The sequence below is a fragment of the Alkalibacterium sp. genome (genome assembly GCF_046484155.1).
Classification (GTDB): Bacteria; Bacillota; Bacilli; order Lactobacillales; family Carnobacteriaceae_A; genus Alkalibacterium.
In genome coordinates this window covers 1-3,420 of sequence record NZ_JAWOBT010000096.1, presented here as the reverse complement: position 1 = coordinate 3,420, position 3,420 = coordinate 1, and the positions used below count along the sequence as shown (strand labels likewise).

Annotated in this window: 3 protein-coding genes; all 3 read right to left on the bottom strand. The window is 44.8% G+C overall.

The window, feature by feature from the left end:
• Positions 1-1,083, bottom strand: a 1,083-nt coding sequence (gene queG, locus R6U02_RS06830; protein ID WP_410262866.1) for a tRNA epoxyqueuosine(34) reductase QueG, incomplete at its 3' end; no start/stop codon positions are given.
• A 43-nt stretch (positions 1,084-1,126) separates the two neighbouring features.
• Positions 1,127-2,152, bottom strand: coding sequence for a D-alanine--D-alanine ligase (locus R6U02_RS06825; RefSeq protein WP_410262865.1), 1,026 nt, complete (start codon positions 2,150-2,152; stop codon positions 1,127-1,129).
• 299 nt (positions 2,153-2,451) lie between these two features.
• Positions 2,452-3,285 carry a methyltransferase domain-containing protein gene (locus R6U02_RS06820; protein ID WP_410262864.1) on the bottom strand — a complete coding sequence of 278 codons (834 nt, stop codon included), beginning with the start codon at positions 3,283-3,285 and terminating at the stop codon, positions 2,452-2,454.
• Between the last annotated feature and the right edge of the window lie 135 nt (positions 3,286-3,420).

The window sequence follows — 3,420 nt, the reverse complement described above, 5'->3', positions numbered from 1 at the left end:
CTTGACCGCTTCCTCAAGAAACAAAACGATCTCTTCATTGGGACGTTTACTCGTGATGGTAGCGACCGCCCATGCGGCTGTGCCTCTGATCATCGGTCTTACATCATTATCGATGACATTCAGCAAGTCTGGTACTGCGGTGTAATCCCGGTAATTGGCTAAAGCGATAATGGCATTGCGCTGCAGCGGTTTCTTGCCGCGCCACGATCCCGCCAAATCACCGAACGTGTCTTTAAAATCACGATTGGAAATGGTCAAAAGCGGTTTGAGTTCCGGCGTGGTGTTGACCGGATCGGGTTCCATCTCTTCATGGAAATGCGAGTCGATGCCTTTGTTGTACGGACAGACGATCTGGCAGATATCACACCCATAGATCATGTGTCCCATTTTGCGGCGGTATTCTTTCGGCATGTAGCCTTTCGTTTGTGTCTGATAAGATAAACAGCGGATGGCATTTATTCGGCCATCACCCAGCAGGGCATCGGTCGGACACGCATCCACACAACGGGTACATTCCCCGCAGCCAAACGGGACTTCTTCATCTGCTTCAAAAGTGATGTTCGTTATGATTTCGCCTAAATAGACAAACGAACCGAATTCCTCGGTGAGCAGTAAGCCATTCCGTCCGATAAAGCCTAAACCGGCTCGCTGAGCGACAGCCACGTCCACCAGTTCACCCGTATCGACCATAGGCTTGAACGCTAACTCACCCGGTGCAATCTCTTTGATATACTCGACCAGCTGATTCATACGGTCTCTTAAAATGAAATGATAATCCGTTCCCCAGGAGGCACGCGCAAATTCACCCCGGCGCTCACCTTTGACACGCGGAGGCTTGTTCTGCATCTTGGACGGATAAGCCATGGCAATCGCAATGATCGACCGGGGCTCGTCGAAGATTTTTTCCGGATAAATACGTTCTTCGATCACCTTGTGTTCAAAGCCGGAATGATACCCTTTAGCGTGCTGTTTGATCAACTTGTCTTCCAGAGAGTAAAAAGGTTCGGCATGAGTAAAGCCAATTTTATCGATACCGATTTCTTTGGCTTTGGCTTGGATCAGTTCTTTTAATTGCTGGCTCATCTTCCGTCTCCCTCTCTTTTATTCCGTCTTTTTATTCCAGCCTTTATTTATGTTTATCGGCAGCAAGCTGGGCGAGTTTATCACATAATTCATTGTAGCTCATGCCCATTGCGGTGGCTTCCTGCGGGAAAAGACTGGTCGGCGTCATGCCTGGAAGCGTGTTGGCTTCGATACAGTAAATGTCTCCAGCATCATCGACCATAAAGTCGATACGTGAATAGTACTCCAACCTTAAAATCTGATGGACGTATTTAGCAATGGCCTGCATTTTTTGCGTCAATTCATCGCTGATCTTTGCCGGACAGATTTCGGTCGTGGCGCCTTCCTGATATTTGTTTTCATAATCATAGAAACCGTTTTTTGGAATGATCTCAATCGGCGGTAAAGCCTTATCTTCCAAAATACCTATAGAAAACTCACGACCCTTGATCATTTCTTCGATCAAAACATCTTTCGAGTATTTTCTGGCGTCAGTGATGGCTTTGTCCAGATCGGCCTGATCTTCGACAATGTAGACGCCGATACTGGAACCACTGGCATCGGGCTTGACGACGCAGGGGACCGGGCTTGTTGGCGTTTCGTTTTCGCTGAGCACTTCCCACTGCGGAGTTAAGACACCATGCTGGGACATCACTTCTTTTGCCAGTATCTTGTTCATGGCGAGGGCACTGCCTATGTAGCCTGTACCCGTATAGGTGATGTCGTATAAATCAAACACCGCCTGCAATTGACCATTCTCGCCAAGCTCCCCGTGCAGGGATAAAAAGACGACATCAGCCGATTGAGAAATCGGGATCACATTTTCACCGATCATTTCGTTCGGTTTTTCTTTTTGTGCACGTAAAGCGTTCAAATCCGGAATTTGTCTTTTAACGGTATGTTCATACTTATCTTTTCTTAATTTTTTATAAGCGTCATCAAACGTTGCTGCCTGATCTGTACCAAAGTATAAATCAAGTAAAATGACGCGGTGACCGTTTTCCATTAAGGCGTTCGCTATCAAACTGCCCGAGCTCATCGAAACTTCACGCTCGTGACTATAGCCACCTGCTAATACTACTATATCCATTTATTCTTCTCCTCCTATGTTCTATACGTATTATACACTATTCATACCCGACGAAAGAAGTCAAGTTGCTCAAGAATCACTGTTTTTACACAGAAAAAAACGTACCCCCTCGGTGACTAGCACTGCGAGAAGATACGTTAATGAAGCCTTTCAGATATCACGTGTTTTTATCAGCTTCTGATGGGTGTACTGATAAAAGCCAATGAACCAAAATAGCTTATGAAGTTGATGATATCACTTCTCAATACGAAACACAAGTTATGGATTTTCAAACCATTAAATATAGTTTCGCTATTCAATTATCGTGGTTTTTCCCCCACGAGTATCACCATGTCCACCGTGATCCGATGCAGGGAATCTGCCTGCTTTTGGGATGCCTCGATGTGCCAGCCTAAAGGCGTCATATCAAGGAAATCCTTCACTTCTTCATCGTTTAATTCGACAGAATAACGGACCTGATGTTCTGTCGCTTTCGGGTAATGTGTCATGAATTTGTCTTTTACTTCTTTATTTGAATACGTTTGGTTTTCTTTCGGTTGAAAAGCTCTTAATTCCTTTAAATAGTCTTTTCCCGGGATAACTTTAATGACCTGACCCCCCGGTTTCAAGAGCCGGTTAAACTCTTCATAATTTGATGGGGACAAGATATTAAGGATCGTGTCGAATTGTGCGGTCGCAAATGGGGACTGCGCTAAATCCGCGACCAGGAAAAAGATGTCCTCATACGTGGCTGCCCCCAGGTTTACGCCTTCTTTTGAAATATCAAAGGCGATCACTGGACCAGCAAGGCCTTCTTCCCTGAGATAAGCACTGTGCGCGCCTTCCCCGCATCCGACATCAAGCACCACCCCTTTTTTATTCCCGATCGAAGAATACAAGGTATCCAGCATAGGCTGCCAAAATCCCATCTTGGCTATGCGTTGTCTGGATAAAAGCATCGGTCTGGAATATTCTGATTTGGAAGGTTTCAATAAAAAATGCAGCGTCCCTTTTTTGGATAGATCAAACGAGTGCTTATTGGTGCAGCTTAATTGGTACCCCTCGATCACGTCAAAAGAACTTTGACACACCGGACATTTAAAGAGATGTAACTGGTCTGACAGAAATGATTTTGCCTTATCTATTTTCTTCATCGGTTTTATCCTCATTTTCATAGCTAATGTTAGACGATTCTACTTATTCATGATATAACGAAATCACTAAAGATGAAAGGATGAAACGCATATGCCATGGAATTTATCAGATTATCCCGATTCATTTAAGAATTT

Bases quoted from the DNA above. Each gene is read 5' to 3' on its own strand.
- R6U02_RS06820 (WP_410262864.1), bottom strand. From the start codon at position 3,285: ATGAAGAAAATAGATAAGGCAAAATCATTTCTGTCAGACCAGTTACAT.
- R6U02_RS06825 (WP_410262865.1), bottom strand. From the start codon at position 2,152: ATGGATATAGTAGTATTAGCAGGTGGCTATAGTCACGAGCGTGAAGTT.